Origin of the sequence: Hydrogenophaga sp. ANAO-22 (assembly GCF_042466645.1) — a bacterium.
GTDB lineage: Bacteria > Pseudomonadota > Gammaproteobacteria > Burkholderiales > Burkholderiaceae_C > Hydrogenophaga.
The window spans coordinates 3,225,946-3,252,748 of the sequence record NZ_CP159956.1; the positions used below are offsets into that span (position 1 = coordinate 3,225,946).

Below are 26,803 nucleotides of genomic sequence, written 5' to 3' on the forward strand. Positions count from 1 at the left end.
CAGCCCCCTCATGGAGCGAAGCTCGCGTCCAGCGGCAGGCGGTTCTTGCCCCATTCGAGGTTGCCCTTGACCGTCAGCGGAAAGCGCACCGTGGGCGTGGGTTTGCCGTTCTCGGCGACCGGCGTGATCGCGATGCGCCGCGTCTCGCCCGGCAGGATGGGCAGGTCGGCCGGCGCCATCTCGAAGCGCGCGCCGCTGGCGTCGGTGCCGTTGACGAAACCTTCGAGGCGACCGTGGGCGTTGCCCAGGTTGCGCACCTCGACCACGGCGCTGGGCTGGCCATCCACCTGGGCCACGCGGGTGCCGGTGATCTCCAGCTTCGGGGCGGCGTCGCCGATGGTGGCGTACACGATCACGCCGATGCGGCCACCCACGGGGAAATTGAGGTCGCCCTGCACGCGCGCGGGCTCCAGGCCCTCGATCATCAGCGCGAAGCGGCACTCGCGCGCCGGCGTGCCCGGCGGGGGCGCGATCTCGAAGCGGTAGCGGTAGCGCGCGCCAGGCTCGATCGTCAGTTCGCGCCGCTCGACCGCGACCCAGGGCCGGCAGCTGTCGGCGGCGAGCGCGTCGCTGAAGGCCACCGAGTTGTCGGGCAGGAAGGCCCAGTCGTTGGTGTAGATGCGGTAGTTGCCTTTTTGCTGCCCCACATGCTGGATCTCCACCACCTGGCGCAGGTTCTGACCGGGCGCGACCTGCACCTCGAAGCGCGGGGGCGTGATGTAGGCCGCGAAGCCCTGCGCGAACGCGCCGTGGGAGGCGCTGGCCAGGGCGATGGCGCCCAGCGCGAGGGCGGGGCGGCGAAAGAGGCTCAGGAATGCAGGGCGCATGGCGGAATCAGTCGGCATCCAGTTCGAAATGGAAATTCAGGCGGCGGCTGTTCGACTGCCAGTCGGCGTTCGAGCGCAGGCGCACCTGCAACTGGTCTTCCAGCGTGGGGGTGGTGATCGGGCCGGCATGCACCAGCGCGCGCTCGCCCGACACCAGCCGGCCCGCCTGCAGGCGGCCCCGGGTGGTCCAGACCGCTTCCACGGTGGAGGCCTCGTCGCGCGGCAGCACCATGTAGATGCGCCCGCTGCGCCCGATCCAGTCGCGCGTGTCGATGCGGATGTTGACGCGCAGCCAGGCCTCCATGCCGCCCGCGAAGGGCTGGCCCGATTTCAGGGGCAGCCACTGCATCTGCACGTTGGGTGGCACCGTGTGGCTCAGCGAGTCGTCCAGGCGGTGCGGGTTGGCCCAGGCGGTACTGGTCAGCAGGCCGCACAGCGTCGCCAGGGCGAAGCGTCGGAAAGCCGTCATGGGCTGCTCAGGGTGTAGGTCACCCGGCCGTTGTAGGTGCCGGCTGCCCGCACCGCGTTGTTGGCGTAGACGTAAGAGTGGCAGTTCTCGAAATACGTGTTGCCCGGGACCGTCGCCAGCGTCTGCGTGCCGCCGTTGAAGGTGCCGGCCGGGATCACGTTGGGCGCGCCGCTGCCCGGGGCCGACACGGTCCAGCTGATCTCGGTGAAGGGAATGGTGTCGCCGCCCGCGTTGGTCAGGCTGGTGGGCGAGGAGACGGTGAGTGTGGCGTTGGCCGAGCCGCTGTTTCGGCGGTAGCCGGCACCCACCATGACCTGGCTGGCGGGCGTGGGGCAGGTGGTGTAGCCGTCGGCGTACAGGCTGGTGGACTGCGTGCTGTCGCTGGTCATGGCCAGGTCCGTGCCATTGCCCAGCTGCGCCGCCGGCACCGTGACCTGCACCAGGTTGACGGGCCCGCTGGTGCCGGCCGTGCCATTCAAGGTGCCGCTGGTGCCGCTCATGGCGCCGTTGCCCACGTGCAGGAACAGGCGGCGGCTGCCGGAGGTGATCGTCAGCGACCAGGCGTGCGCGGCGGCCATTTCCGCCAGACACAACAAAGCCAGGCCGGCGGCCGCCGCGAGGCGGGCCTGGCTGGATCGGGTTGTCGTGCGCTTCATGGTGTCTGGCTGACCGTGGCTGTCCGAAAAAGCTTGGCGCCTGAAATGGCGACGGAGGGTTGCACGGGGCAAGCCCTCCGGGAGGCCGATGGCGGCGGTGGGGCCGCCCTCTGAAGGTCTGCTGCGCAGACTCAGGGCATGGAGGCGGTGTAGGTCACGCGGCCGTTGGTCGTGCCGTAGGTGCCGGGTGCCACCACGGCCGAGTTGGCGTAGCTGAAGGTCCAGTTGGCCGTGCGGTCGGTGATCTTGGTGCCCGAGGACAGCGTGACGTTGGAGGCCGCGCCCGCGCCGGTGTTCGGAATGGCCGGGCTGGGCAGCGCGGCCAGGTTGCTGGTGGCCGAGATCTCGGACCAGGGAATGGTGTCGGCCGTGCCGTTGGTCAGCGCGCCGGTGGTGGACGCGGCCAGGGTGACCTGGCCGTTGTTGCCCACCACGCGGACCGGCACCACGTTGCCGGTGACCGCGCCGGCGGTCGCACCCGTGCCGACGGCGGCCGGGTTGCTGGTGTAGTCGAAGGTCACGGTGTCGATCGTGGTGTTGGTCGCGAAAGCGCCGGCACCGGTGCCCACGGCCAGGAACAGCACCCGGGGAATCGTCACGCGGAAGTCCAGGCGGGCCACCGCGCTGCCCGCGCCGGTGACGAGCTGGGATTCGGCCGAAGCCATCAGCGGGGTGGCCAGGGCCAGCGCCAGGGCGGATTGGAGCAACAGGGCTTTTTTCACGACGTTTCCTTCAGGACGGTGCAGAAGTGGGGTCTGAGCACTTTTAGGTACGCGGCCCACGGGTGGGTGATGGGCGGATGTTACGTAAAGTCACTTCGCGGATCAATATGTGAACGAGGAAAAAATTCACACTTTTCAAGCACTTACGGCGACTTTGTTAACCAACGGTAAAAAAACGAAGACGAGCGGCGAAAAAAGTGCTCAAGTTCACACACCTTTTGCCGTGTTCGTACTTCTGGTTGCCAGGTGCTGCAACGGAAGTGCACTGCCGGACTTCACCTCGCCCAGGGAGAAGCTGGTGTGCAGGTCCTTTACGTTGGGCAGGTTGAGCAGGACCTCCCGGGCAAACTGGCTGAAGTGGTTCAGGTCGCGGCTGACCACCTGCAGCTCAAAGGTGCCGGAGCCGCTGATGTAGTGACAGGACACCACCTCGGGGATGCGGCGGATCGCGTTTTCCAGGGTGCGCGTGACGTCGCCGCTGTTGCGGTCGGCGTCCAGGCGCACGAAGGCCAGCACGCCCAGGCCGATTTTTTCGCGGTCGATCTCGGCGCGGTAGCCCCGAATGAAGCCCGACTCCTCGAGCGCCCGCACGCGCCGCCAGCACGGCGCGGCCGACAGGCCCACGCGCTGCGCCAGCTCGGCGTTGGTGAGGCGGCCGTCGCTTTGAAGTTCTTGCAGGATGGCGATGTCAAACTTATCGAGTGTTTCCATGATGACCTGTTTTGAGAATGAATCTTTCTCGATCATCGTGAAAACAGGCATGAAACGCAAACACCTATCGCGCACTGGGGCATACACTGTGCGCCACACTGGAGGCGTGCATCTACCCGTTGCACACCCCGTTCACGACCCGCCCACGAAGCAGGCCCCCATCCCCCACGGAGACAAGCCGATGAACGCCCCCCTGCCCGACCACATCCGCCGCGCGCTCGAGACGGTCACCCTCGACGACAAATACGCACTCGATCACGGTCGCGCCTTCATGAGCGGCGTGCAGGCGCTGGTGAAGCTGCCCATGCTGCAGCGCCAGCGAGACGCCTTGCTGGGCAAGAACACCGCGGGCTTCATCAGCGGTTACCGGGGTTCGCCGCTGGGGGGCTACGACCAGGCCCTGCAGAAGGCGGCGCCGTACCTGAAGGCGCAGAACATCGTGTTCCAGCCCGGGGTGAACGAGGAACTGGCCGCCACCGCGCTCTGGGGCACCCAGCAACTGGGCTTCGCGCCAGCGGGCAGCAACCGCTTCGACGGCGTGTTCGGCATCTGGTACGGCAAGGGCCCGGGCGTGGACCGCTGCTCCGACGTCTTCAAGCACGCCAACATGGCGGGTACCACGCCCTGGGGCGGCGTGATCGCCGTGGCCGGCGACGACCACGTGGCCAAGAGCTCCACCGCCGCGCACCAGAGCGACCACATCTTCAAGGCCTGCGGCCTGCCGGTGTTCTTTCCGACCTCGGTGCAGGACATCCTGGACCTGGGCCTGCACGCCCTGGCCATGAGCCGCTTCAGCGGCGTGTGGGCCGGCATGAAGACGATCCAGGAGATCGTCGAATCCAGCGCCACGGCCGAAATCGATCCCGGGCGCGTGAACATCGTCATTCCCGAGTTCGAGATGGCCCCCGGTGGCCTGCACATCCGCTGGCCCGACCACGCGCTCGACCAGGAAGCCCGCCTGTTCGACTACAAGTGGTACGCCGCGCTGGCCTATGTGCGCGCCAACAAGCTCAACCACAACGTGATCGCCGGGCCGAACGACCGCTTCGGCCTGATCGCCAGCGGCAAGGCCTACAACGACACGCGCCAGGCCCTGCTGGACCTGGGGCTGGACGACGAGACCTGCCGCCGCATCGGCCTGCGCCTGCACAAGGTGTCGGTGGTCTGGCCGCTGGAGGCGCAGACCACGCGCGAGTTCGCCACCGGCCTGCGCGAGATCCTGGTGGTGGAAGAGAAGCGCCAGGTCATCGAGTACCAGCTCAAGGAAGAGCTCTACAACTGGCGCCCCGACGTGCGCCCGAACGTGCTGGGCAAGTTCGACGAGGTCGAGGGCGATTTCAGCGGTGGCGAATGGAGCATGCCCAACCCCAGCGCGCGCACCCTGCTGCGCGCCAACGCCGACCTCTCGCCGGCCATCATCGCGCGCGCCGTGGCCAAGCGCCTCAAGAAGATCGGCGGCGTCCCTGAGGACGTGATGGCGCGCATCGATGCCCAGCTCGCCATCCTGACGGCGCAGGAGCAGTCGATGCAGACCCTGCTCACGCAGGGCGTGGCCGGCGCCGAGCGCCAGCCCTGGTTCTGCTCGGGCTGCCCGCACAACACCAGCACGCGCGTGCCCGAGGGCTCGCGCGCCATGGCCGGCATCGGCTGCCACTTCATGACGATCTGGATGGACCGCGCCACCGTGGGCTTCACCCAGATGGGCGGCGAAGGCGTGCCCTGGGTCGGCCAGCAGCCGTTCAGCCACGACCAGCACATGTTCGCCAACCTGGGCGACGGCACCTACTTCCACAGCGGCCTGCTGGCGGTGCGCCAGAGCATCGCGGCCGGTGTGAACATCACCTACAAGATCCTCTACAACGACGCCGTGGCCATGACCGGCGGCCAGCAGGTGGGCGAGCGCCCTGAAGGCCACAGCGTGGTCCAGATCGCGCAGAGCATGCGCGCCGAAGGCGCGGTGAAGATCACCATCGTCACCGACGAACCCGAGAAGTACGACAGTGTGAAGGGCCTGCCCGAGGGCATCGCGATCCAGCACCGCGACACGCTCGATGCCGTGCAGCGCGAGTTCCGCGAGATCAAGGGCACCACGGTCATCATCTACGACCAGACCTGCGCCACCGAGAAGCGCCGTCGCCGCAAGCGCGGCACCCTGGTCGACCCGGACAAGCGCGTGGTGATCAACGAGCTGGTGTGCGAAGGCTGCGGCGACTGCGGCGTGCAGTCCAACTGCCTGTCCGTCGAGCCGCTGGAGACCGAATTCGGCCGCAAACGCACCATCAACCAGAGCACCTGCAACAAGGACTATTCCTGCGTGAAGGGCTTCTGCCCGAGCTTCGTCACCGTCGAAGGCGGCCAGTTGCGCAAGAAGGAAAAAGGCGGAGCCAAGCTCGAATGGACCGGTGGCGCGTTGCCGCTGCCCGTGCTGCCCACCCTGGACGCGGAGGCCTGGGGCATCATCGTCGCCGGCGTGGGCGGCACCGGTGTCATCACCATCGGCCAGCTGCTGGGTGTTGCCGCGCACCTGGAAGGCAAGGGCATCGTGACGCAGGACGCGGCGGGTCTGGCGCAGAAGGGCGGCGCGACCTGGAGCCATGTGCTCATCGGCGCACGGCAGGACGACATCCGCACCACCCGCGTGTCGGCCGCGTCGGCCGACCTGATCCTGGGCTGTGACCCGATCGTCAGCGCGAACAAGGAAACCTGGGCCCGCCTGCGCGCCGGCCGCACGCACGTGGCGCTCAATGTGAACGCCACGCCCACCGCGGCCTTCGTCAAGAACCCCGACTGGCAGAACCCGGCGCAGGCCTGTGTGGACGCGCTGGTGCACAGCCTGGGGGCCGATGCGGTGGGCACGTTCGACGCCGAGACGGCGGCCACGCGCCTGATGGGCGACAGCCTGTACACCAACCCCATGATGCTGGGCTACGCCTGGCAGAAGGGCTGGCTGCCGCTGGAACTGGCTTCGCTGATGCGCGCCATCGAACTCAACGCGGTGCAGATCGACAAGAACAAGGCGGCCTTCGAATGGGGCCGCCGCGCCGCGCACGACCTGCAGGCCGTGGCCGCGCTGTGGCAGAAGGCCGGGGCGGGCGAGCAGGTGATCCAGTTCAAGAAACGCGACTCGCTCGACGACCTGATCGCCCGCCGCGTCGACTTCCTCACCGGCTACCAGAACGCCGGCTACGCCGACCAGTACCGGCACTTCGTGAACCGCGTGCGCGCGTCGGAAGCCTCGCTGGGCAAGACCACGCTGACCGAAGCCGTGGCGCGCAACCTGTTCAAGCTCATGGCCTACAAGGACGAGTACGAGGTCGCCCGCCTGCACAGCGACCCGGCGTTCCACGCCCGCCTGGCCAGCCAGTTCGAAGGCGACTACAAGCTCAAGGTGCACCTGGCCCCACCGCTGATCGCCAAGAAGAACGAGCGGGGCGAGCTGGTCAAGCAGCCGTTCGGCCCCTTCATGTTCAAGGTGTTCAAGCTGCTGGCGCGTTTCAAGGGCCTGCGTGGCACCTCGCTGGACATCTTCGGCCGCACCGAAGAGCGCCGCACCGAGCGGGCCCTGATCGGGCAGTACCGCTCCGATGTCGAGGCTCTGCTGACCGGCCTGACCAGCACGAACCACGCCCTGGCGGTGGAGATCGCGCGCCTTCCCGAGCAGATCAAGGGCTTTGGCCATGTGAAGGAGCGCCACCTCGCCGCCGCGCGCAGCCGCCGGGAGGGCCTGCTGCAGCAATGGCGCCAGCCCGAAGCGGCGCCGAACCTGGCCCGCGCCGCCTGATCCGCGGAACCACCCCCGGCATACAATCGCCGGTTGAGTCCGGAGTGCCCGGCGTCGCCTCATCCAGGCGGCCCCGGGCCTTTGGCGTTGTCCTGACCCCGAACCTGTTGGAGACCTCCCGTGTTCATTTCCTCCGCTTACGCCCAAGCCGCTGCCGCTGGCGACACCCAATCCACCCTGCTGGGCATGCTGCCCCTGGTGCTGATGTTCGTGGTGCTGTACTTCGTGATGATCCGCCCCCAGATGAAGCGCCAGAAAGAGCACAAGGCCATGGTCTCGGCCCTGGCCAAGGGCGATGAAGTCGTCACCGCCGGTGGTTTCCTGGGCAAGGTGTCCAAGATCGGCGAGATTTATGTGGGCGTGGAACTTGCCGACGGCATGGAAGTCCAGATGCAACGCACCGCCGTCGTGCAGGTGCTGCCCAAGGGCACGATCAAGAGCGTCTGAGCAAGCCGGCCCGGCGCCGCTGTGTCGGACCGGGCCCTTGAAATGCGCTTTCGCCTCCGCTGAACAACTCCAGGCCTCAGGCCCGGCTTCACCATGAACCGTTACCCGCTGTGGAAGTACGCGATCATCCTGGTCGCCCTGCTGATCAGTGCGCTTTATGCGCTGCCCAACCTGTTCGGGGAGTCGCCCGCCGTGCAGGTCTCGGCGGCCCGGTCCACGGTGCGCATCGAGCCCAGCACGGTCATTCGGGTGGAGCAGGCGCTGGCGGCGCAGAACGTGCAGAGCACGCGCATCCAGCTCGATGCCAATTCGGTCAAGGCCCGCTTCGACAGCACCGATGACCAGCTCAAGGCGCGCGATGCCCTGGAGAAAGCGCTCAACCCGGATCCGGCCGATGCCAGCTATGTGGTGGCCCTCAACCTGCTGCCCCGCACACCGGCCTGGCTCGCTTCCCTGGGCGCCTCGCCCATGTACCTGGGCCTGGACCTGCGCGGGGGCGTGCACTTCATGCTGCAGGTGGACATGCAGGCCGCCCTGCAGCGGCGCGCCGACGTGCTCGCCACCGACCTGCGCACCCTGCTGCGCGAAAAGGGCCTGAGGCATGGCGGCATCAACCGCAGCGGCCAGACCATCGAGCTGCGCGCCGGTGACGCCCAGACCCTGGGCGCGGCACGCGACCTGATCCGCACCCAGTTCGCCGACCTGCAGGTCACCGAGACGGCCGATTTCCGGCTGGTGGGCACCATCAGTCCCGAAGCCGCGCGACGCGTGCAGGAACAGGCGCTCAAGCAGAACATCACCACGCTGCACAACCGGATCAACGAACTCGGCGTGGCCGAGCCGGTGATCCAGCAGCAGGGCGCCGACCGCATCGTCGTGCAACTGCCGGGTGTGCAGGACACGGCCAAGGCCAAGGACATCCTGGGCCGCACCGCCACGCTGGAAGTGCGCATGGTGGACGAGAGCATGGAAGCCCAGGCGGCCGCGCGCGGCACCGGGCCGGTGCCGTTCGGTGCCGAGCGTTATCCGGAGCGCGGCGGCCAGTCGGTGGTCGTCAAGCGCGAGGTGCTGCTGACTGGCGAGAACCTCACCGATGCCCAGGCCGGCTTCGACAGCCAGACCCAGGAAGCGGCCGTGCACCTCACGCTGGACGCGAAGGGCGCGCGCGTGTTCCGCGACGTCACGCGCGAGAACGTCGGCAAGCGCATGGCCATCATTCTGTTCGAGAAGGGCCGTGGCGAGGTCGTCACCGCGCCCGTGATCCGCGGCGAAATCGGCGGTGGCCGGGTCCAGATCTCGGGCGCCATGACCACCGTGGAAGCCAACGACACTGCGCTGCTGCTGCGCGCCGGTTCGCTGGCCGCGCCGATGGAAATCATCGAAGAGCGCACCATCGGCCCGAGCCTCGGTGCCGAGAACATCACCAAGGGTTTCCACAGCGTGCTGTGGGGCTTCATCGCGATCGTGGTGTTCATGTGCATCTACTACGCCCTGTTCGGCGTGTTCTCCAGCATCGCGCTGGGCTTCAACGTGCTGCTGCTGGTGTCGCTGCTGTCCATGCTGCAGGCCACCCTGACCCTGCCCGGCATCGCCGCCATGGCGCTGGCTCTGGGCATGGCGATCGATTCCAACGTGCTGATCAACGAGCGCGTGCGCGAGGAACTGCGCCGGGGCGCTTCGCCGCAGATGGCCATCAACGCGGGCTACGACCACGCATGGTCCACCATCCTGGACTCCAACGTCACCTCGCTGATCGCGGGCATCGCGCTGCTGATCTTCGGCTCCGGTCCGGTGCGCGGCTTCGCCGTCGTGCACTGCCTGGGCATCCTCACCAGCATGTTCTCGTCGGTGTTCTTCTCGCGCGGCGTGGTCAACCTCTGGTACGGCCGTCAGAAGAAGCTCAAGACCGTTTCCATCGGGACCGTCTGGCGTCCCGACGCCCAGAACGCCACGGCCAAGGCCGACTGATCAGGACCTCACGCCATGGAATTCTTCCGCATCCGCCGCGACATCCCGTTCATGAAGAACGCGTTGTTGCTCAACGCGATCTCCTTCCTCACCTTCATCGCCGCCGTGTTCTTCCTGACCACGCGCGGCCTGCACCTGTCGGTCGAGTTCACGGGCGGCACCGTCATGGAGGTGGCCTACGAACAGCCGGCCGACCTCACCTCGGTGCGCAAGGTCATCGAATCGCTGGGGTACGCCGATGTGCCGGTGCAGAACTTCGGCACCTCGCGCGACGTGCTGCTGCGCCTGCCGGTGCAGGCGGGCAAGACCTCCAGCCAGCAGAGCGAGATCGTGCTTGCAGCCCTCAAGGCGCAGAACCCCGCTGTGGAACTGCGCCGCACCGAGTTCGTTGGCCCGCAGGTGGGCCAGGAACTGGTGACCAGCGGCCTGCTGGCGCTGGGGCTGGTGATCGTGGGCATCATGATCTACTTGGCGTTCCGTTTCGAATGGAAGTATGCGGTCTCGGCCATCGTGGCCAACCTGCACGACGTGGTCATCATCCTGGGCTTCTTCGCCTTCTTCCAGTGGGAGTTCTCGCTGGCCGTGCTGGCGGCGGTGCTCGCGGTGCTGGGCTATTCGGTCAACGAGTCGGTGGTGATCTTCGACCGCATCCGCGAGACCTTCCGGCGCCAGCGCAAGATGAACACGCAGCAGGTGATCGACCACGCGATCACCTCCACCATCAGCCGCACCATCATCACCCACGGGTCCACGCAGGCCATGGTGCTGTCCATGCTGGTGTTCGGCGGCCCCACGCTGTTCTATTTCGCCCTGGCCCTGACCATCGGCATCTGCTTCGGCATCTACTCGTCGGTGTTCGTGGGAGCTGCCATGGCGATGTGGCTGGGCATCAAGCGCGAAGACCTGGTCAAGACCAGCAGCAAGACCGAAGGCGATCCGGACGACCCGAACGCCGGTGCTGTCGTTTAAGCGCGAAAGCGCGCGCCTTATACAGCGCGCCTCGCGCGCGTGGCGCCTGTGGATGAATCCAATCGTGTCATACTGCACACATTGTGTCGCCGCCCGATCAGCACGTTTCATCCCTGGCCAAACAGGCACGTGAACTCTTCGTGGTTCATGTGGGACGGGCGCTTCCCGAATGGGTCAAGGTCTGTGACACGCGGCTGACCTCGATCCTCGATCAGGCCGGCTCGGCGCGCGACATGCAGGCCCGTCGCGACGCATGGACCGGGTTCCAGAAAAACCAGACCACCTGGCTCAACCAGAGCCGCAAGGCGCTGCAGCGCTCGCTGCTGCCGCGCTTCTCCAACTCCGGCAGTCCCACCAGCGTCTCGGGCCAGCTGGAGCTGGTGGCCGAAGGCGCGATCGACGACCAGATCCTGGCCTCGCGCCTGGCCATGCAGGTGCTCGACAAGTCGTCCACCGAACTCAACGAATTGCGCCTGCGCATCCAGCACCTGGAAGGCCGGCTGGAGCTGCCTCGGGGCGACGTGCTGTTGCCCGACGTCACCGCCCGCATCCTGGTGGACCAGTGGCTGGACGCTCACATGACGCGGGAGGCCTGGGTGCTGGTGCAGGACGCGCTGGCGCCGGTCATGGCCACCAAGCTGCATGAGGCCTACAAGGCCGCGAACGAGTTTCTGGTGGCCAGCGGGGTGATGAAGGAAATCGACCTGCAGGCCTTGGTCAAGCGGGTGCCGGGCAGCCGCAGCGAAGGGCCGGTGGTGCGCCGCGACGCGTCGGCGGCGGCCACCACCGCGCCGCGCTCGATGACGGCGGGACAGCGGATGGCCGGCGGGCCGGCGTCCATGCCCGCCTCCGCGCCTGGCGGTGTGTCCGGCATGGGGCCGGGATCGAACTTCGGTGCTGGCCGCGCGGGCGCGCCATCGTCCGGCATGGGTGTGCACGATGAAACCCGGCTCATGACGGGCACGTCTCCGCTGGCGCGGGCGCGCATGCGGGCGCAGGGCGTGGTCGGACGCCTCAAGCGCATGCTGATCGACCGCGTCGGTGGCGATTTCGAGGCCACACAGCTGTTGCCGCCCTCGCCCCGTCTGCAGCAGGCGATCCAGCATCAGGTGGCGTCGCCCAGCGTGGCCGCGGGTCTCTACGTGTCCGGCTCCTCGGGTGGGGGCGCGGTGTATGTGGACGCCTCGCATGTGGAGCGGGTCGCGACCTCCTTGCGCCAGCGCACCGCCGAACTCAAGCAGGCCGCGAGCACGCCGACCGAAAAGGCCACCATCGAGGTCGTGGCGCTGATGTTCCAGAGCATCCTGGCCGAAGAGCGCATTCCGCCGAGCGTTCGGGTCTGGTTCGCGCGGCTGCAGATCCCGGTGCTGCGCGTTGCGCTGGCCGAGCCCGAGTTCTTCAGCGCCCTGCAGCACCCGGCGCGCCGCCTGATCGACCGCATGGGCTCCTGTGTGATGGGCTTCGAGTCCAACGTCGGCTCGGCCGCGCTGGAGGCCGAGATCAAGCGCGTGGTGCAGGTGATCGAGCAATACCCCGAAACCGGGCGACGCGTGTTCCAGCTGGTGTTCGACGAGTTCCAGAAATTTCTCTCCACCTACCTCAGCGAGCAAGGCAGCGCCAGCCGCTTCGTGAGCGTCGCGCAGCAGGTGGAGCAGAAGGAAACCCTGTCGGTGCAGTACACGATCGAGTTGCGCAAGCTGCTGGACGATGTGCCGGTGCGCGACGAGGTGCGCGATTTCCTGTTCAAGGTGTGGGTCGATGTGCTGGCCGTGGCCAGCGTGAAGTACGGCCTGAAGCACGAAGAGACGACCTCGCTCAAGCAGGTCGCGTCCGACCTGCTGTGGGCGGCCAGCGCCAAGCCCAATCGCAACGACCGCGCCCGCGTGATCCAGCAACTGCCCGGCCTGCTGCAGCGCCTGCGCCATGGCATGGGGCTGCTGGGTTTCCCGACCTCGCTGCAGGACCAGCACATCAAGTCGGTGAGCGACACGCTGGCCGATGCCTTCATGTCGCGCACCGAACCCATCTCGCAGGAAAGCCTGGACAACCTGTCCGATCGGCTGGCCAACCTGGAAGACTACCTGCCGGCCAACGGTGTGGGCGACCTGGATCTGGACACCGAGAGCATCGAGATGATCACCGGCGTGGACGCCAGCAACATCGAGGTGATCAACCAGGGCGGCAGCCAGCCCAACGAGGCGATGCGCTCTTGGGCGGTGGAGCTGCAGATCGGTTCGTGGTTCGGCCTGGACCACAACGGCAAGCTCAACAGCGTGCAACTGGCCTGGCGCAGCGAGCGTGGTCAGCTCTACCTGTTCGTGACCAACGGTGGGCGCTGTTTCCTGATCCAGGCGATGCGTGTGGCGTCCTACCTGCAGGCGGGCCTGCTGGTGCCCAGCGAGGAAGAGGCCCTCACCGTGCGCGCCACGCGCGACGCGATGGCCAAGCTCGAGGCCAACCCCGAGCGCCTGCTCAACTGAGCGGGCCTGCCGGGGCTCAGCCCTGGCCCTGCCGTTGCAACAACCCGCCTGGCAGGCGGGCCACCTCTCCCGACAGTTCCAGTTCGAGCAGGCGCGCCTGCAGGTGCGCCGTGTCCAGGCCGGTGCGGGCCTGCAAGGCATCCAGGCTCACCGGATCGTGGCCCATGGCCCGCAACAGGCTGTCTTCCTTGGCGCCATGGCCGCTGCCCGGCGCGGCGCTGTCGTCCGGCGGCACCGGTTCGGCGAAGCGCAGGTCTTCCAGGATGTCCTGCGCCGACTCGACCAGCTTGGCGCCCTGGCGGATCAGCGCGTGGCAGCCGCGCGATTGCGGCGCATGGATCGAGCCCGGGATCGCAAACACCTCGCGACCCTGCTCCGCCGCCAGCCGCGCGGTGATCAGCGAGCCGGACTGCACGGCCGCTTCCACCACCAGCGTGCCTTGCGACAAGCCGGCGATGATGCGGTTGCGTTGCGGGAAATGGGCTGGCAGCGGTGGGGTGCCCAACGGGTACTCGCTGACGATGGCGCCCTGTGCCCCAATGCGGTGGGCCAAGGCCAGGTGGCGCTTGGGGTAGACGCGGTCCAGCCCGGTGCCCACCACGGCCACTGTGGGAGCGCCGCCCAGCATCGCGCCATCGTGCGCGGCGCCATCCACGCCCAGGGCCAGGCCCGAGACCACGCAGACCCCGGCCTGCCCGAGTGCCTGCGCGAACTGGCGGGCGTTGGTTTCGCCTTGGGGTGTGGGGTTGCGGCTGCCCACGATGGCCAGCCGCCGGGGATGGTGCAGGGCCTGCACGTCGCCCAGCACGTACAACAGCACCGGCGGATCGGCCATCTGCAGCAGATCGGGCGGGTAGAGCGGATCGCCCAGGGTCAGGATGTGGCGGTCCGTGGCGTCGGCCAGCCACGCCTGCGTGCGATCCACCTGCGCCTCGAGGTTTTCGGGGGGCTGTTTCAGCGCGTTCGCCACGCGGGCCCCGACGACCGCCTGCCAGGCCGAGGCCGGTTGGGCGAAGGCCGCTTCGGGCAGGCCAAAGGCCGCGAGCAGTTTTCGCGCGGAGTCGAGGCCCACGCCTGGCGTGAGCAGCAGCCGCAACCAGGCGGCCAACTCGGGTCGGGGCATCGCGCCGATCAGGGGTTGACGAAGCGGTCGCCGACCTTCACGCCGTCGGTGATCTGCAGCACCAGCGCGTAGGACACCTTGTCGAAGGTGCGGAAGACCATCATCAGGCCGTTGCGCTCACCGGGCAGGCGCAGTTGCGGCCGGGTCTGGTCGGTGGTGTCGGTGATCAGGCTGCTTTCGCGCTGCAGCGCCAGCACATGGCCGCGCTCGATGCCGTGCGCGCGGCCGCGGTTGATGGAGACCACCTGGTTCTGGGCCGCATAGCGCACCGCGTTGCCATACACCGAGACGATCTGGCCGCTTTGTGGCGTGTCGGGCGCGCGTGGCACGAAGTGGCTGAGTTCGCGTTCCGGTTCGGGCAACAGCCGGTCGCCGATGCGCATCTCTTCCTTGGCCGCGACGATGTCGATGGAGGCCGGCACGATCTCGGCCGGTGCCTTGCCGTCGGCGGCCGGGCGCTGGGTCTCGCCGCTCACCAATTGGGCCTTGCCAAGATACTGGGCTTCGTAGCCCAGGATTTCGCTCGTGGTGGGATCGCGCAGGGGGGTGGCGTTGCGGAACACGCGGTAGTCGATCGACTTGCCGTCCACGACCCGCAGCGGTTCGTTCTGCGGGCCGTCGCCGTACAGGGCGCGCGCATAGGCGCGGTCGCCCCGGGTGAGCAGCACGCGGTTTTCCTGCGTGGCCACGATGCGCGGTGCGCGCGCGAAAGTGGCTTCGTCCACGATCATGGGTTCGGTCAGGAACGACTCGATGGCCTGCAGCGACACCGGCGGAACTGCCGAGTCACCGAGGCTTTCGTAGCGGGTGCGGGGCGACACGCGAACGGTGGCCGGGTCGCCGTTGCCTGCGGGGCGCGTGCTGAGGATGGCGCGGTCGCCGGACTTGATCAGGTACAGCACCTGGCCGGGGTAGATGCGGTGCGGGTTCTGGATGTCCTGGCGGTTCATGCCCCAGAGCTCGGGCCAGCGCCAAGGCGTCTTGAGGAACACGCCGGAGATGGCCCACAGGGTGTCGCCGCGTTTGATGGTGTAGCTGTCGGGCGCATTGGGCGCGAGTTCGGACAGTGGCACGCCGTTCTGCGCCACCTGGTCGGCGGTGGCGCGTTGCCCGGGGGTGATCGGGAAGTTCTGCGCCAAGGCGCTGCCGGTGATCGAGGTGGCCAGCACGGCGGCGGCGCAGACCAGCGAACGTCGCTGGCGCAAGAAGAAAAATTCGGCGGACTGGCGGGTTTGCAATGGCATGAAGTGGCCCCTGAGCGGCGATCGCGTCTTGACAAGTCGCTTTTGATTTTGCGCCCAAGCCATTGATTGGGCAACGTATATGGCGGAGGGATTTCACGCGCCGTCGCAAAAGTGGCGAAAATAGCGACATCGTCTTCCGCCTGTCACCGGCTTGCCGCCAGCCGTCGCCCCGCGACAATGGAGGCCCCTGCCTGGACCTGTCCCGAACCCACCCGATTTTCATGAATTCGCCGTCGCTTCTGCCCATCCTGCGTTACCCCGACCCGCGCCTGCACACCGTGGCCCAGCCGGTCAAGGCGGTGGACGATCGCATCCGCTCGCTGATCGAGCGCATGTTCGAGACCATGTACGACGCCAATGGCATTGGCCTGGCGGCCACGCAGGTGGATGTGCACGAGCGCCTGATCGTGATCGACGTGAGCGAGACGCGCGACGAGCGCCTGGTGCTGATCAACCCCGAGATCGAATGGGCCAGCCCGGAGAAGCGCAAGGGCGAAGAGGGCTGCCTGTCGGTGCCCGGCATCTACGACGGCGTGGAGCGGTCGATCGCCGTGCGGGTGCGCGCGCTCGACGGCAACGGTGTGGAGCGCACGATCGATGCCCAGGGCATGCTGGCGGTGTGCATCCAGCACGAGATGGACCACTTGCTCGGCAAGGTCTTTGTGGAGTACCTCTCGCCGCTCAAGCGCGATCGCATCAAATCCAAACTGGTCAAGGCTCAACGAGAGGCATTGCGCGCATGAACATCTCTCTGGCTTCTTCGCTGCGTGGCCTGGTCGTGGTGAGCGCGCTGGCACTGGCGGGCTGTTCACTGATGCCCGAACAGGTGGCGACGGGCACGCCGCGCAGCGAGATCGAGACCCGGCTGGGCGGGCCGACGCTGGTTCACACGCTGCCCGCGGGCACGCGCCTGCAGTACTCGGGTCAGCCCTCGGGCCCCTGGGTGCACAACCTCGATCTCGGACCCGATGGCCGCCTGGTGCGGTACGAGCAGGTGATGGACGCGGGCTGGCTGCTGCGGCACATCGAGATCGGCCGCTGGACGCGCGAAGACGTGTTGCGCGGCATGGGTCGCCCGGCCATGGTGGAGCGCGTGGCGCGCTTCGATGGCGAGGTCTGGAGCTACCGCTTCCTGGAAGCCACGCGGCCGCGCCTGGTGCATGTGCACCTGGACCCCTCGGGTGTGGTGCGGCAGCTGATGTTCTCCGACGACCAGGTGCTCGGCGATCCCGTCGACGCCGTGTCCCATCCCTGATGCCGCGCGGCGTCGCGCCATCGGCCTCTTTCCTTTTTCATGAACCTCATTTTTGCCGGCACGCCGGAATTCGCGCGTGTGGCGCTCGAGCGTTTGCTCGCGGCCGGCTTTCGCGTGCCACTGGTGCTGACCCAGCCCGATCGGCCGGCGGGGCGCGGCATGAAACTGCAGCCCTCGCCTGTCAAGCAACTCGCGCTGGAACAGCAGATCACCGTGGCGCAGCCGCGCAGCCTGCGGCTGGACGGCAAGTACCCCGACGACGCGCGGGCGGCGCGTGACGCCATCGAGGCCGCGCAGGCGGATGCCATGGTGGTGGCCGCGTACGGGCTCATCCTTCCCCAGTGGGTGCTGGACACGCCGCGCCTGGGCTGCCTGAACATCCACGCCTCGCTGCTGCCCCGCTGGCGTGGCGCGGCACCGATTCACCGCGCCATCGAGGCGGGCGACGCGCAGACCGGCGTGACCATCATGCAGATGGACGCCGGCCTGGACACCGGCGACATGCTGTTGATCGAGCGCCTGCCCATCCAGGCCCAGGACACCACCGGCAGCCTGCACGACCGCCTGGCCACGCTGGGCGGGCGCCTGATCGTGGAAGCACTGGAGATCGCCGCCTGTGGTGGCCTGAAGGCCGAGAAACAGCCCGCCGAGGGCGTGACCTACGCGCACAAGATCGAAAAGGCCGAGGCCGCGATCGACTGGACCGCGCCGGCCGAGACATTGGCGCGCCGGGTCCGCGCGTTCAACCCCTTCCCGGGGCGGCCACGGCGCTGGCGGGCGAGGCCATCAAGGTGTGGTCCGCGCACGCCGAGGCCGCAGCGGCGCAGGGCACGCCCGGCCAGGTGCTGGCGGTGGAGGGGAGTGGCATCCGCGTGGCCACCGGCGGCGGAGTGCTGGTGCTCACCGAGCTGCAACGCGCGGGCGGCAAGCGCCTCGCGGCGGCGGAGTTCCTGCGCGGTTTTGCGCTCGCACCCGGTCAGGTGCTGGACGCCGCGCCCTCGCCGAAAGAGGCGGCCTGATGTTCCACCGTCGTGAATACCGCGACCGCCCCGAGTACTGGGATGGCGTGCGCGACCAGGTCTCGGTGGCCATGGGCATCGGTGCCTGGGGCCTGATGACCGGTGTGGCCATGGTGCAGTCCGGCCTGTCGGCGCTGGAGGCCGTGCTCATGACGCTGATCGTCTACGCCGGCAGCGCGCAACTCGCCGCCGTGCCCATGATCGCCGCGGGCGCGCCGCTGTGGGTGATCCTGGCGGCGGCTTTCTGTGTGAACCTGCGCTTCGTCGTGTTCTCGGCGCACCTGCGGCCCTACCTGATGCACCTGCCGCGCTGGGAGCGCCTGATCAAGGGCTACATCACCGGCGACCTGAGCTACGTGTTCTTCGCGCGCCGCTACCCGCACCCGGGCACCAACGAGGAAGAGCTGGCGCAGCAGCAGGCCTACCTCATGGGCAACTGCGCGGTGAACTACGTGGCCTGGATGGGCGCGAGCCTGGCCGGCATTGCTCTGGCCAACGCGATCCCCGTGGCCTGGGGCCTGGGCTTCGCCGGCATCCTTGCGCTGCTGGGCGTGCTGTGCTCGCTGGCCTCATCGAAGCTGCGCTTCGTTTCGGCCGGCGTGGCCGGCGCGGCAGCGGTCGCGGCCTGGGCGCTTCCGCTCAAGCTCAACATCCTGGTGGCGATCGCGAGCGCGGTGGCGATCTGCCTGGTGCTCGAGAAATTCAGACCCCAGGCGCCGGGGCAGGGGGCACACCATGTTTGACCTCGACCCCTGGACCCTGCTCACCATCGTCGCGTTGGGCTGCATCACCGTGATCACGCGCGGCTTCTTCTTCATCTCCAGCAAGCCCTGGAGCCTGCCGCACTGGGCCCAGCGCGGCCTGCAGTACGCGCCCATCGCGGCGCTGGCGGCGGTGATCGTTCCCGAGATCGTGATGAACCAGGGCGCGCTCATCACCACCTGGAAGGACGCGCGCCTGTTCGCCGCGGCCGCCGGCATGGCCTGGTTCTTCTGGAAGCGCGGCGTGCTCGGCACCATCGTCTGCGGCATGGCGGTCTACCTGCCGCTGCGCCTGGGCCTGGGCTGGTGAGGCCTGGCGCCGTTTTTCAACGGTGCCATGGTTTCTGGTAGGCCCACTGCGCGTAGCGCGCATGCGCCTGCGCCTTGTCCACCAGGGCCGGGTGGCTCTCGGTGCTGTCCTTCAGCTGGCCATCCAGGTAGCTCATGAGCCGGGGTGGGCTGTCGGGCTGCAGCACCGCCACGTTGGAGCCTTCCATGTAGGCCTGGATCTTGTCGAACTGCAGGATGGCGCGGCCGGGCCGGGCGCGCTGCGCCGGGTCGCTCAAGTCGCGGCCGGTCAGCGGAACCTCGCCACTCAGGCCCATCATGGAGATCAGCGTGGGCGCCAGATCGATCTGGCTGGCCACCGTGCGGATGCGCTCGGGTGCGCGCACCGCGCCGCCCAGGATCAGGCCGGGGATGTGAAAGCGCTCGATCGGGATGACCGAGGGGCCGTACACGCGCGAGTTGTGGTCGGCGACCACGAGGAAGAGGGTGTTGTCCCAGTAGGCGGATTGCTTCGCTTGGTCGAAGAAGCGCCCCAGGGCGTGGTCGGCGTACTTCACCGCGTTGTTCACGGTGTTCTTCGGCTGCTCGTGCAGCTCGAAGCCGCCGTCCGGGAATTCGAAGGGCGCGTGGTTGGACGAGCTGAACACCAGGGCGAAGAAGGGCTTGTCGGCGGGCTGCTGGCTGAAGCGCTGGTGGGCCACATCGAACAGGTCGCCATCGGACGCGCCCCAGGTGGCGATGAAGGCGCTGGCGGGCATGTCCTTCTGCTCCACCACGCGATCGAAGCCATTGCCCATGAAGTAGCTGCGCATGTTGTCGAAGTGCGATTCGCCGCCGTAGTAGAAGGTGGACTCGTAGCCCCTGGGCTTCAGGAAGCTGGCCAGCGTGAAGAAGTCGCGTTGCGATTTCGCCAGCTTCACCGTGCTCACCGCCGAGGTCGGCGGAAAGCCCGCCACCACCGCCTCGATGCCGCGCACCGAGCGCGTGCCGGTGGCGTAGAGCTGGTCGAACCAGATGCCCTGGTCGCCCAGCCGGTCCAGGTTCGGCGTGAGCGGCAGGCCCCCCAGGCGGCCGACGAACTCGGCGCCCAGGCTCTCTTCGAGCACGATCACCAGGTTCAGCGGCCGCTCGCGCGGCTGCTGGCTGGTCAGCGTGTGGCGCAGGGGCGAAGCGGGGTCGGTGAAGGCGCCGGGCGGCAGCCCGGTTTCTCGCCGCACGATGTCGATCACGCGCTCCTGCGGCATCTCGGCGTAGGTGATGCCGCCTTCTTCGGCCTTGCGAGACTGGTAGATCGCGTACGTCACGGTGTAGAGCGAACTCAGGGGCAACTCGTTGACCAGGTGGTCGGTGGTCACGGCCGCGGTGGCGGGGTTGGCCGGGCGGTGCCCCAGCGCGCCGCGCGCGCAGAGCGCGAGCGCCACGAACAGCAGCACCGACAGCAGCCCGGCCTGCCAGACCCGCAAGGTCGCGGGTGGGTGCGGCGCGGGGCGGGTCAGCCGGACATAGGCCCAGCCGACGGTGGGCAGCAGCACCGCCGTGGTCAGCAGGTGCGCCCAATAGTCCTTGATCAGCGTGCCGCCCACTTCCTTCGCGTAGCCCAGGTACTCCACGAAGAGATAGTTGGGTCGGCTGTCGTACTGCAGCACGAAGGCCGGGGTGGCCAGTTCCATGAAGACCACAAGCAGCAGGGCGAGGCCGCCGTACACGCGCAGGAAGACACCCCACGCGCGCTGGCTGCGCTGGTGGGTGGCCATCCAGGGCGTGAGCGTGGCGGGCAACACCCAGGCCAGGCCCATCAGCACCGCGTCAAAGCGCAAGCCTTCCCACCACACCAATGGCGCCGCCTGGGCCTGGGCGATGCGGTCGGCCTGCCACCAGGCCAGCCCGGCGCGCGACAGCCACAGCACCGCCAGCATGCAGGCCATGGGCATGAGCAGGGGGCGCAGCACGGCGAGGAGGTGGGTCGGGCGGGGCCGGCGAGGTGGGTGATCGGCCTCCCCCACCGCCGGCGCGCGCCGCGCGCTCTTCGGCGGGGTCAACCACGGCTGGGCCAGCCGCCAGCCCGCCCACGACACGCCGGCGGAGATCAGCAGCGTCCACAGCGTGTGGCTGGGGAAATGGGCTCCCCGCAGGGTTTGCACCGCACCCGCCAACCCGCCCACGAACAGCACGGCGGCCAGCCAGCGCAGGCCGGTCGCGCGTTGGCGATGGGGCGTGCCTGGCGTCGCGTCCAGCCAGGGCAGGCACAGGCCGATGAACGCGAAACCGCTGGACGCGTGGCCGCCCGGGAAACAACGCCCGGGGCCGCCGTCGGCCACGCCCCAGGCCCAGTGCGACACCCATCGCGCCGGTCCGCCGAAGGCCTGCAGGTCCCAGGGACAACTGGTCAGGCTGGTGTTCTTCACCAGGTTGACCGCCAGCAGCGACATCGTGGCCAGCGCCACCACGGTCCAGCGTTCGCGCCGGGGCATCTGCAGTCCAGGCCAGCAGGCCCAGGCGCAGAGCAGCAGCCAGCCACCCGTCATGGCCTGCCGCAGGCCGTCGTGCAGCACGCGAGAGAGCCACCAGCTGTCCTGCAGCGCAAAGCCCCGCGGCGTGCCGATGGCGCGCATCACCGCCATGTCCAGGCCGCCCAGGTCCCAGAGCAGGGTGAGGGTGAACAGGCCGAGCAGCCAGGTGGCGGGGGACGATCGGAAGGGGACGGTGACCCAGCGGGGGCGAGACAGTGCGTGCATGGTGCGGCACTGTGGGAGCCCCAGGTTAAATGCGCCTTAAGGCGGTGCTAAGGCGCGAACCCATAATGAACGGGTTCAGCCTCAACGGACCCCGCGTCCCCTTCAAACACATGCGCGCTCTCGTGGTGGAAGACGACCCCGGCATTGCCAGCGGCCTGCAGGCTTCGCTGCGCCAGGCGGGCTATGCGGTGGACACCTGCTCTTCGCTCGACACGGCCTGGCTGGCCCTCGCCGTGGAACCCTTCGACGTCATGCTGCTCGACCTCGGCCTGCCCGATGGCGAAGGCCTGGACCTGCTGGCCCGGCTGCGCCGGCGGCCCGCGCCCGCGCCGGGGCGGGACGACCTGCCACGCCACGACATGCCGGTGCTGATCATGACCGCGCGCGACGGCGTGAGCGACCGCATCAGCGGCCTGGACAGCGGCGCCGACGACTACATCGTCAAACCCTTCGACGCGAACGAGCTGCTCGCCCGGCTGCGCGCCATGCTGCGGCGCGCTGGCGGGCGCAGCAACCCGCTGATCCAGCACGGCGAGCTGGTGGTCGATCCGGCGGCCCACACCGTGCGGCGCGCGGGCGAGCCGGTGCCGCTGGGCGGCAAGGAGTTCGCGCTGCTGCTCACGCTGCTGCAGGCGCGGCCGCAGGTGCTGTCCAAGGCGCGGCTGGAATCGGCGCTGTACGGCTTCGACGAAGGCCTGGAGAGCAACGCGATCGAGGTGCACATCCACCACCTGCGCCGCAAGCTCGGCGAGTCCCTGATCAGGACGGTGCGCGGCGTGGGGTACTTCGTGCCGCAGGACGAGCCCGGGGCGCGGCGATGAACAACGCCGTGGCCGCGCGAGCGAAGACCCTGCGCCACTACCTGCTGACCTGGGCGCTCGGGGTGCTGGTGGTGGTTTGGCTGGCGCTGATCGCCTTCGCCTGGTCCACCGCGTTCCGTGAGGCCCGCCAGTTTTCCGACGGGCAGATGACGGCGGTGGCCAAGCTCTGGTTGACCTTGACGCCTCACCGTCTGGAGCGCGCAGAGGCCACCGAGGCGCCTGATCTTCGGCATGAGTACCTGCAGGACGTGGCCGTGGTGGCCTGGGACGACGGCCGCCTGGTCGCCGACACCCATGGCATGGTGGGCGGGCTGGACGTGGCGGCCCTGCCGTTGCAGGGCTTCGCCACGGTGCGCGTGAAGGTCCCGGGCCTGGTGCCCGAGTGGCGCGCCTACTCGGCCCAGGCCACGCAGGAGGGGCGGGTGCGGCGCGTGATCGTGCTCATGGACCTGAAGCAGCGCTATGAACTGGGCAAGGACATCGCGGAGCATGTGGCCCTGCCCGCTTTGCTGGTGCTGCCCCTGGTGAGCTTGCTGCTGTGGTGGGCGATCCGCCGCGGCCTGCGCCCGCTCGACCAGCTCTCGAGCGAGGTGGCCGCGCTCGACGGCTTCGCGGGCCAGCGCCTGGGCACGCAGCACCGCCATCGCGAGTTCGCGAGCACGGTGGCCGCGATCAACGCGCTGGTCGACACCTTGCAGACGCGCGCCCAGCGCGAGCGCGAGTTCGCGTCCGACGTGGCGCACGAACTGCGCACGCCGCTGGCCGCGCTCGCCTTGCAGGCCGGCGCGGCGCAGCACGACCCGTCCCCCGAGCGGTTGGCGCAACTGGAGCAGGAGGCCTTGCGCGCGGGCCGCATCCTTTCGCAGCTGCTGGAACTGGCGCGCGCCCAGCGCAACGCCATCGCGGGCGCGGGCGCGGGGCCCCTGGTCGCGGGGCAGGTGGCGCTGGGCGAACTCGCGGCGCGGCTGATCGCGGCCCACGCCCCCTCGGCCTACGAGAGCGGCCACGAGCTTTCCCTGTCGCAGCCCGACGAGCCGGTGGTGGTGCAGGCCCAGCCCATGCTGCTGGAACTCGCGCTGCGCAACCTGATCGAGAACGCGCTGCGCCACACGCCCAGCGGCTCGCAGGTGGCGGTGGCGGTGTGGCGGACCGGCGCGGACCTGGGTGTTTCGGTGAGCGACGACGGCCAGCGCGCCGACGCGGCACCCCTGGCCGCCGAGCGCGGTGGCCTGGGGCTGGGCCTGCGCCTGGTGGAGCGCATCGCCGAACAGATGGGCGCGCGGCTGGAGCGCGACCGGGGCGAAGCGCCGATGACGACGCGCTTCACGCTGCGCTGGCCGCGCGCATAAGGTTGATTTAACGTCGGCTGCGCACAGTGCCGGGGCCGGCATGTGCTGGCATTCGGATGCCGGCCATGCAGCTCTCGTTGCCCTTTGCGTTTCCCCGCTTTTTCCCGATCTTCCATCTCTCCCCGCCCGGCGCGCGCACACGCCCCAGGGTGGCGGTGTGGGGCCTGGCCCTGTGGCTGGCCAGCGTGGGCAACCTGCCGCTGTGGCAGCGCATCGATGGACTCGGCGGCACACCCACCCAGCGCCTGGCGCTGATCGTCGGGCTGGGCCTGTTGCTGGTGGGTGCCCTGGCGGCGCTGCTCTCGCTGCTGGCCTGGCCGCGCGTGTTGCGGCCAGCGGCCAGCGCGCTGTTGCTGGTGGCCGCGTTCAACACCCACTTCATGTGGCAGTACGGGGTGGTGATCGATCCCACCATGCTCGCCAATGTGGTGCACACCGACGTGCGCGAGGTGCGCGACCTGCTCTCGTGGGCCCTGCCGGGCACGGTGCTGCTGGTGGCCGGGCTGCCCCTGTGGGCGCTCTGGCGCCGGCCGCTGGCCCTGCGCAGCCTGGGGCCGCAAGCCGTGCGCAACCTCACGGGGGCCCTGGCCGCGCTCGCCTTGCTGGTGGCGGCCGCGCTGATGAGCTACCAGGGTCTGGCCTCGCTCATGCGCAACCACAAGGACCTGCGCTACATGGCCAACCCGCTCAACACCGTGTACGCCGGCGCCCGCCTGGCGGTGGACCAGCTGCCGCGCCAGGTGCGCCCACTGCAGCCGGTGGGCCAGGACGCGGCCCTGGGCGCGAGCTACGCGCACCAGCCGCGGCCGCCGTTGCTGGTGCTGGTGATCGGCGAGACCGCGCGCGCGCAGAACTTCGGGCTCAACGGCTACGCGCGCAACACCACGCCCATGCTCGCGCGCTGGCAGGCGCAAGGTGATCTGGTGAACTTCGCCCAGGTGAGTTCCTGCGGCACCAACACCCAGGTCTCGCTGCCCTGCATCTTCTCGCCGCTCACGCGCGCGCAGGGCGGCGACAAGACCCCCGAACACGAGAACCTGCTCGACGTGCTGCAGCGCGCCGGCCTGGCCGTGCTGTGGATCGACAACCAGGCCGGCTGCAAGGGCGTGTGCGACCGCGTGCCGAACGCCTACGCGGGCGACCACGCCGTGCCCGGCCTGTGCGAGGGCAGCGAGTGTTACGACGCCGCCATGCTGGACGGCCTGGACCAACGCCTCGCCGCGCTGGACCCGCAGCGCCGCGCGCGCGGCGTGGTGGTGGTGATGCACCAGATGGGCAGCCATGGGCCGGCGTACGCGAAACGCGCGCCCGCCGACCAGAAGCCGTTCCAGCCCGAGTGCCAGAGCGTCACGCTGTCCGAGTGCCCGCACGAGCAACTGGTCAGCGCTTACGACAACTCCATCGCCTACACCGACCATTTCCTGGGCCAGACCCTGCAATGGCTGAAGGCGCGCGCCGATCGCGGCAGCGAGGACACGGGCCTGATCTACGTGTCCGACCACGGCGAGTCGCTGGGCGAAAACGGGCTCTACCTGCATGGCGTGCCCTACGCCCTGGCGCCGACACAGCAGACCCAGGTGCCCATGGTGAGCTGGTTCTCGCCCGGCCTGCAGCGCCGCACCGGCCTGTCGATGGGTTGCCTGCGCGGGCACGCGGCGGCGCCGATCTCGCACGACCATGTCTTCCATTCCGTGCTGGGATTGATGGACGTGCAGACGCGCGCCTACCAGCCCGCGCTGGACGCGCTGATGCCCTGCAGCGCGGCGTCGCAGGCCCGCTCGCCCGGCGAGCCACCGGTCGCTCTCGTGCACACGGGTTGAGCGGCCGACGGGCATGGGGGGCCGCGTTTCCTACAATGCGGGCTTCTTTCTGACGACCCACCCGCCCACCATGTCCTTCATCCGTTTCTCCGACCTCTGCTCCAGCGGCCAAGCCAAGGGCCAGCGCGTCTTCATCCGCGCCGACCTCAACGTGCCGCAGGACGACGCCGGCCGCATCACCGAAGACACGCGCATCCGCGCGAGCCTGCCGGCCATCCAGCTGGCGCTGGACGCGGGCGCGGCCGTGATGGTCACCAGCCACCTGGGCCGCCCCACCGAGGGCGCCTTCAAGCCCGAAGACTCGCTGGCCCCCGTGGCCGCCCGCCTGGGCGAGCTGCTGGACCGCCCGGTGCGCCTGGTCGCCAACTGGATCGACGGCGACTTCTCCGTCGCCCCCGGCGAAGTCGTGCTGCTGGAGAACTGCCGCCTCAACGTGGGCGAGAAAAAGAACAGCCCCGAGCTGGCGAAGAAACTCGGCGCCCTGTGCGACATCTTCGTGCACGACGCCTTCGGCACCGCCCACCGCGCCGAAGGCACGACCTACGGCATCGCCGAGACCGCGCCCATCGCCTCGGCCGGCCCGCTGCTGGCCGCCGAGATGGACGCGATTGCCAAAGCCCTTGCCGCGCCGAAGCGCCCGCTGGTGGCCATCGTGGCCGGCAGCAAGGTGAGCACCAAGCTGACCATCCTCAAGAGCCTGGCGAACAACGTGGACAACCTGATCGTGGGTGGCGGCATCGCCAACACCTTCATGCTCGCGGCGGGCCTGAAGATCGGCAAGAGCCTGGCCGAGGCCGACCTGGTGGGCGAGGCCAAGGCGGTGATCGAGGCCATGAAGGCGCGCGGCGCCGAGGTGCCGATCCCCACCGACGTGGTGACGGCCAAGGCCTTCGCGGCGGACGCACCGGCCACGGTGAAGAAGGCCACGGAGGTGGCCGACGACGACCTGATCCTGGACATCGGGCCGCAGACGGCCCAGAAGCTGGCGGCGCAGCTGATGCAGGCCGGCACCATCGTGTGGAACGGCCCGGTGGGCGTGTTCGAGTTCGCGGCCTTCGAGGGCGGCACCAAGACGATTGCGGACGCGATCGCGAAGAGCAGCGCGTTCAGCATCGCCGGCGGTGGCGACACGCTGGCGGCCATCGCCAAGTACGGCATCGAGAAGGACGTGGGCTACATCTCCACCGGTGGCGGCGCCTTCCTCGAAGTGCTCGAAGGCAAGACCCTGCCGGCCTTCGAGGTCCTCGAACGCCGCGCCAAGGCCTGAGCCTCGCTCGGGGTTTACCCGACTCACGCCGCGGTTTATGCGGCCTATCAGAAACCATGATTGGTCGCGCGCGCTTTCTGTTGCTAAATTG

Annotated in this window: 21 protein-coding genes and 1 pseudogene; 14 read left to right on the top strand and 8 right to left on the bottom strand. The window is 68.8% G+C overall.

Annotated features, from left to right (window positions below; all coding sequences use genetic code 11):
- Positions 1–8: 8 nt before the first annotated feature.
- The 5 genes from ABSY19_RS15540 to ABSY19_RS15560 form a co-directional block, all read right to left on the bottom strand.
- Positions 9–827, bottom strand: a complete 819-nt coding sequence (locus tag ABSY19_RS15540) for a hypothetical protein (protein WP_382153054.1) — start codon at positions 825–827, stop codon at positions 9–11.
- A 7-nt stretch (positions 828–834) separates the two neighbouring features.
- Positions 835–1,296 (bottom strand): hypothetical protein, encoded by a 462-nt coding sequence (locus ABSY19_RS15545; RefSeq protein ID WP_382153057.1) that lies wholly within the window; start codon positions 1,294–1,296, stop codon positions 835–837.
- Positions 1,293–1,952, bottom strand: coding sequence for a hypothetical protein (locus tag ABSY19_RS15550; protein WP_382153060.1), 660 nt, complete (start codon positions 1,950–1,952; stop codon positions 1,293–1,295). Before ABSY19_RS15550 ends, ABSY19_RS15545 begins: the two co-directional genes overlap by 4 nt.
- A gap of 131 nt (positions 1,953–2,083) precedes the next feature.
- Complete coding sequence (locus ABSY19_RS15555; RefSeq protein ID WP_291121743.1) at positions 2,084–2,674, bottom strand: hypothetical protein; 591 nt, start codon at positions 2,672–2,674, stop codon at positions 2,084–2,086.
- A gap of 207 nt (positions 2,675–2,881) precedes the next feature.
- Positions 2,882–3,385: an Lrp/AsnC family transcriptional regulator gene (locus ABSY19_RS15560; RefSeq protein WP_382163826.1), complete on the bottom strand. Its 504-nt coding sequence runs from the start codon at positions 3,383–3,385 to the stop codon at positions 2,882–2,884.
- Between the two features lie 181 nt (positions 3,386–3,566).
- Here ABSY19_RS15560 and ABSY19_RS15565 point away from each other — a divergent pair, with 181 nt between their 5' ends.
- The 5 genes from ABSY19_RS15565 (at position 3,567) to ABSY19_RS15585 (ending at position 13,030) form a co-directional block, all read left to right on the top strand.
- On the top strand, positions 3,567–7,166 hold the full coding sequence (locus tag ABSY19_RS15565; RefSeq protein ID WP_382153063.1) for an indolepyruvate ferredoxin oxidoreductase family protein: 3,600 nt from the start codon (positions 3,567–3,569) through the stop codon (positions 7,164–7,166).
- Between the two features lie 120 nt (positions 7,167–7,286).
- The gene (gene yajC, locus ABSY19_RS15570) at positions 7,287–7,613 is read left to right on the top strand and encodes a preprotein translocase subunit YajC (protein WP_291121741.1); all 327 of its coding nucleotides are present in this window, start codon (positions 7,287–7,289) and stop codon (positions 7,611–7,613) included.
- A 93-nt stretch (positions 7,614–7,706) separates the two neighbouring features.
- Positions 7,707–9,581, top strand: a complete 1,875-nt coding sequence (gene secD, locus ABSY19_RS15575; protein WP_291121740.1) for a protein translocase subunit SecD — start codon at positions 7,707–7,709, stop codon at positions 9,579–9,581.
- A 15-nt stretch (positions 9,582–9,596) separates the two neighbouring features.
- A complete protein-coding gene (gene secF / locus ABSY19_RS15580) occupies positions 9,597–10,550 on the top strand; it encodes a protein translocase subunit SecF (RefSeq protein WP_382153066.1) in 954 nt (317 codons plus the stop codon).
- 83 nt (positions 10,551–10,633) lie between these two features.
- Positions 10,634–13,030: a DUF1631 family protein gene (locus tag ABSY19_RS15585; protein WP_382153069.1), complete on the top strand. Its 2,397-nt coding sequence runs from the start codon at positions 10,634–10,636 to the stop codon at positions 13,028–13,030.
- 16 nt (positions 13,031–13,046) lie between these two features.
- On the opposite strand, the gene dprA is transcribed toward ABSY19_RS15585, so the two are convergent.
- Both dprA and ABSY19_RS15595 read right to left on the bottom strand, forming a co-directional pair.
- The gene (gene dprA, locus ABSY19_RS15590; protein ID WP_382153072.1) at positions 13,047–14,153 is read right to left on the bottom strand and encodes a DNA-processing protein DprA; all 1,107 of its coding nucleotides are present in this window, start codon (positions 14,151–14,153) and stop codon (positions 13,047–13,049) included.
- 8 nt (positions 14,154–14,161) lie between these two features.
- Positions 14,162–15,397, bottom strand: coding sequence for a LysM peptidoglycan-binding domain-containing protein (locus ABSY19_RS15595; RefSeq protein ID WP_382153075.1), 1,236 nt, complete (start codon positions 15,395–15,397; stop codon positions 14,162–14,164).
- A 221-nt stretch (positions 15,398–15,618) separates the two neighbouring features.
- On the opposite strand from ABSY19_RS15595, the gene def reads away from it, so the two are divergent.
- The 5 genes and pseudogenes from def to ABSY19_RS15620 all read left to right on the top strand — a co-directional run bounded on the left by def (position 15,619) and on the right by ABSY19_RS15620 (position 18,742).
- Positions 15,619–16,140, top strand: a complete 522-nt coding sequence (gene def / locus ABSY19_RS15600) for a peptide deformylase (RefSeq protein ID WP_291121735.1) — start codon at positions 15,619–15,621, stop codon at positions 16,138–16,140.
- Positions 16,137–16,652 carry a hypothetical protein gene (locus ABSY19_RS15605; protein WP_382153078.1) on the top strand — a complete coding sequence of 172 codons (516 nt, stop codon included), beginning with the start codon at positions 16,137–16,139 and terminating at the stop codon, positions 16,650–16,652. Before def ends, ABSY19_RS15605 begins: the two co-directional genes overlap by 4 nt.
- A 39-nt stretch (positions 16,653–16,691) precedes the next feature.
- Positions 16,692–17,671 (top strand): annotated as a pseudogene (gene fmt, locus ABSY19_RS15610) (methionyl-tRNA formyltransferase).
- Entirely contained in the window at positions 17,671–18,414 is a 744-nt protein-coding gene (locus ABSY19_RS15615) for an AzlC family ABC transporter permease (protein ID WP_382153081.1), read from the top strand. Before fmt ends, ABSY19_RS15615 begins: the two are co-directional and overlap by 1 nt.
- The gene (locus ABSY19_RS15620) at positions 18,407–18,742 is read left to right on the top strand and encodes an AzlD domain-containing protein (protein ID WP_291121731.1); all 336 of its coding nucleotides are present in this window, start codon (positions 18,407–18,409) and stop codon (positions 18,740–18,742) included. The genes ABSY19_RS15615 and ABSY19_RS15620 overlap by 8 nt, the downstream gene beginning before the upstream one ends.
- 16 nt (positions 18,743–18,758) lie before the next feature.
- Here ABSY19_RS15620 and ABSY19_RS15625 read toward each other — a convergent pair whose 3' ends face one another.
- Positions 18,759–21,455 carry a sulfatase-like hydrolase/transferase gene (locus ABSY19_RS15625; protein WP_382153084.1) on the bottom strand — a complete coding sequence of 899 codons (2,697 nt, stop codon included), beginning with the start codon at positions 21,453–21,455 and terminating at the stop codon, positions 18,759–18,761.
- Positions 21,456–21,565: 110 nt separating this feature from the next.
- Between ABSY19_RS15625 and ABSY19_RS15630 the strand changes: the two genes are divergently transcribed.
- The 4 genes from ABSY19_RS15630 (at position 21,566) to ABSY19_RS15645 (ending at position 26,712) form a co-directional block, all read left to right on the top strand.
- Positions 21,566–22,276 (top strand): response regulator, encoded by a 711-nt coding sequence (locus tag ABSY19_RS15630; RefSeq protein ID WP_382153087.1) that lies wholly within the window; start codon positions 21,566–21,568, stop codon positions 22,274–22,276.
- The gene (locus ABSY19_RS15635; protein WP_382153090.1) at positions 22,273–23,625 is read left to right on the top strand and encodes a sensor histidine kinase; all 1,353 of its coding nucleotides are present in this window, start codon (positions 22,273–22,275) and stop codon (positions 23,623–23,625) included. The genes ABSY19_RS15630 and ABSY19_RS15635 overlap by 4 nt, the downstream gene beginning before the upstream one ends.
- A 65-nt stretch (positions 23,626–23,690) precedes the next feature.
- A complete protein-coding gene (locus ABSY19_RS15640; protein WP_382153093.1) occupies positions 23,691–25,445 on the top strand; it encodes a phosphoethanolamine transferase in 1,755 nt (584 codons plus the stop codon).
- 70 nt (positions 25,446–25,515) lie between these two features.
- A complete protein-coding gene (locus ABSY19_RS15645; protein WP_382153096.1) occupies positions 25,516–26,712 on the top strand; it encodes a phosphoglycerate kinase in 1,197 nt (398 codons plus the stop codon).
- Positions 26,713–26,803: the final 91 nt, after the last annotated feature.

What these genes read in the sequence shown, in the direction of transcription:
- ABSY19_RS15540 (WP_382153054.1), bottom strand. Translation starts at nt 827, where the DNA reads ATGCGCCCTGCATTCCTGAGCCTCTTTCGCCGCCCCGCCCTCGCGCTG.
- ABSY19_RS15545 (WP_382153057.1), bottom strand. Translation starts at nt 1,296, where the DNA reads ATGACGGCTTTCCGACGCTTCGCCCTGGCGACGCTGTGCGGCCTGCTG.
- ABSY19_RS15550 (WP_382153060.1), bottom strand. Translation starts at nt 1,952, where the DNA reads ATGAAGCGCACGACAACCCGATCCAGCCAGGCCCGCCTCGCGGCGGCC.
- ABSY19_RS15560 (WP_382163826.1), bottom strand. Translation starts at nt 3,385, where the DNA reads ATGGAAACACTCGATAAGTTTGACATCGCCATCCTGCAAGAACTTCAA.
- ABSY19_RS15565 (WP_382153063.1), top strand. Translation starts at nt 3,567, where the DNA reads ATGAACGCCCCCCTGCCCGACCACATCCGCCGCGCGCTCGAGACGGTC.
- secD (WP_291121740.1), top strand. Translation starts at nt 7,707, where the DNA reads ATGAACCGTTACCCGCTGTGGAAGTACGCGATCATCCTGGTCGCCCTG.
- secF (WP_382153066.1), top strand. Translation starts at nt 9,597, where the DNA reads ATGGAATTCTTCCGCATCCGCCGCGACATCCCGTTCATGAAGAACGCG.
- dprA (WP_382153072.1), bottom strand. Translation starts at nt 14,153, where the DNA reads ATGCCCCGACCCGAGTTGGCCGCCTGGTTGCGGCTGCTGCTCACGCCA.
- ABSY19_RS15595 (WP_382153075.1), bottom strand. Translation starts at nt 15,397, where the DNA reads ATGCCATTGCAAACCCGCCAGTCCGCCGAATTTTTCTTCTTGCGCCAG.
- def (WP_291121735.1), top strand. Translation starts at nt 15,619, where the DNA reads ATGAATTCGCCGTCGCTTCTGCCCATCCTGCGTTACCCCGACCCGCGC.
- ABSY19_RS15605 (WP_382153078.1), top strand. Translation starts at nt 16,137, where the DNA reads ATGAACATCTCTCTGGCTTCTTCGCTGCGTGGCCTGGTCGTGGTGAGC.
- ABSY19_RS15615 (WP_382153081.1), top strand. Translation starts at nt 17,671, where the DNA reads ATGTTCCACCGTCGTGAATACCGCGACCGCCCCGAGTACTGGGATGGC.
- ABSY19_RS15620 (WP_291121731.1), top strand. Translation starts at nt 18,407, where the DNA reads ATGTTTGACCTCGACCCCTGGACCCTGCTCACCATCGTCGCGTTGGGC.
- ABSY19_RS15625 (WP_382153084.1), bottom strand. Translation starts at nt 21,455, where the DNA reads ATGCACGCACTGTCTCGCCCCCGCTGGGTCACCGTCCCCTTCCGATCG.
- ABSY19_RS15630 (WP_382153087.1), top strand. Translation starts at nt 21,566, where the DNA reads ATGCGCGCTCTCGTGGTGGAAGACGACCCCGGCATTGCCAGCGGCCTG.
- ABSY19_RS15635 (WP_382153090.1), top strand. Translation starts at nt 22,273, where the DNA reads ATGAACAACGCCGTGGCCGCGCGAGCGAAGACCCTGCGCCACTACCTG.
- ABSY19_RS15640 (WP_382153093.1), top strand. Translation starts at nt 23,691, where the DNA reads ATGCAGCTCTCGTTGCCCTTTGCGTTTCCCCGCTTTTTCCCGATCTTC.
- ABSY19_RS15645 (WP_382153096.1), top strand. Translation starts at nt 25,516, where the DNA reads ATGTCCTTCATCCGTTTCTCCGACCTCTGCTCCAGCGGCCAAGCCAAG.